Raw genomic sequence first — 1674 nt, 5'->3', positions numbered from 1 at the left:
CGTCCCGCAGCCCGGGCATTCTGCCGGACTGGGATGCGTCCGTCCGGGCGCTGTGTGCCGTATCACCTGCCCCGCCGGACCGGCGGCTTCTCCACCGTTGGTGAAAGGTGGGGAGAGATCATTCCAGTTGCGCAGCTACGCAGCACCCCCATGGCCTGGAGGCTCGAGCCTGGAGCCTGCTGGAGCGATTGCCCTGATGAAGCACCGGCGTCTGATGCGCACGATGTACGGACTTGCCCAGGATAGCTGTCCATTGCGAATCTCGGCAAGACAGACTCGCCGTCAGTCGACCAGGACGCCCTCGGCGATTCCCGGCTCCACCACGCGCAGGCCGTCGGCCGCCGCCAGTTCGCGAAGTTCTGCCGGGAATTCGCTGGTACCCAGGGCCAGGATGGTGGGTCCCGCGCCGGAGACGGTGGCCGCGATTCCCGCCGAGCGCAGGCGGGTGATCCATGCGGTGGTCAGCGGTAGCGCGGGGGCACGCTGGGCTTGGTGCAGGCGGTCCGCGGTAGCCGGCATCAGCAGGTCGGGGCGCTGGGTGAGCGCCACAACGGCCAGCGCCGCGCGGCTGACGTTGAACGCGGCGTCGCCGTGCGGCACGACGTCGGGCAGCAGACCGCGGGTGTGCGCGGTGGACGAGCGCTCCTCGGGAATCAGCACCACAGGGCGCAGCGTGGGATGTGGCTCGAGCCGCACCGCGCGGTAGACGCGACCGTGGTACTCCGTGCCGGGAGCCTCGTCGGCGGGGCGCTCTGTCTCGGTCCACGAGACCACGATCCCGCCGAGCACACTGGCCGCGGCGTTGTCCGGATGACCCTCGAATTCCGCGGCCAACTGGACCATTCGATCGGCCGAGGTGGCTAGCGCCGGGTCCAGCTTCGCGGCCAGGGCGCACCCCGCGGCCAGTCCGCCGACCGCCGCGGAGGCCGACGAACCGAGCCCGCGGGAGTGCGGTATCACGTTGCGGCACACCACATCGAGACCGTCCGCCCACACCCCGGCCGACTCCAGGCCGCGCTCGATCGCGCGGACCACGAGATGCGAAGGGCCCCAGGGCACGTCGTCGGCGCTCTCGCCCTCCACCCGGATGGTGAGCCCGGAATCGGTGGTGCGCACCTGGATCTCGTCGTAGATCCCCAATGCCATGCCGAGCGAGTCGAACCCGGGACCGAGGTTCGCGGTGGACGCGGGCACCCGCGCGGTCACGGTGAGACCGGCGGGCAGCGTCGCGCTCATGAGTTGGCTGTCGCGCGAATTCACTCAGGCCAGCTCGAGTTCGGCGGCGACCGCGACCGGGTCGACCGCGATCGGCTGCACCTGCGGCATGCCCGACAGCGCCGTGTCGGGATCCTTCAGACCATTGCCGGTCACCGTGCACACCACGGTGAGCCCGGAGTCCAGCCAGCCCTCCTTGCGGGCGGCGAGCACACCGGCCACGCTGGCGGCCGACGCGGGCTCGACGAACACTCCTTCGGTGGCCGCGACCAGGCGGTACGCGTCCAGGATCTCCTCGTCGGTGGCGGCGCGGAACGCGCCACCGGACTGCTCCTTGGCCTCGACCGCGCCGTTCCAGGAGGCGGGCGCGCCGATCCGGATCGCGGTGGCGATGGTCTCGGGATCCCGCACCGGAGCGCCGTTCACCAGCGGGGCCGCACCGGCGGCCTGCACACCCAG

The 1674-nt window shown here is 71.4% G+C and carries 2 protein-coding genes; both read right to left on the bottom strand.

Annotation, left to right across the window (positions count from 1 at the left end):
• Nucleotides 1-282 precede the first annotated feature (282 nt).
• On the bottom strand, nt 283-1236 hold the full coding sequence (gene thrB / locus ON27_RS06275) for a homoserine kinase (RefSeq protein ID WP_043720823.1): 954 nt from the start codon (nt 1234-1236) through the stop codon (nt 283-285).
• Nucleotides 1237-1260: 24 nt separating this feature from the next.
• The coding region (locus tag ON27_RS06270; protein ID WP_043720821.1) for a pyridoxal-phosphate dependent enzyme at nt 1261-1674 on the bottom strand (414 nt) is incomplete at its 5' end.

The sequence above is a fragment of the Nocardia asiatica NBRC 100129 genome (assembly GCF_000308415.1).
In the GTDB taxonomy this organism is placed as follows: domain Bacteria; phylum Actinomycetota; class Actinomycetes; order Mycobacteriales; family Mycobacteriaceae; genus Nocardia; species Nocardia asiatica.
Note: the sequence above shows the minus strand (reverse complement) of the source record. Positions and strands in the feature narration are given on the sequence as shown.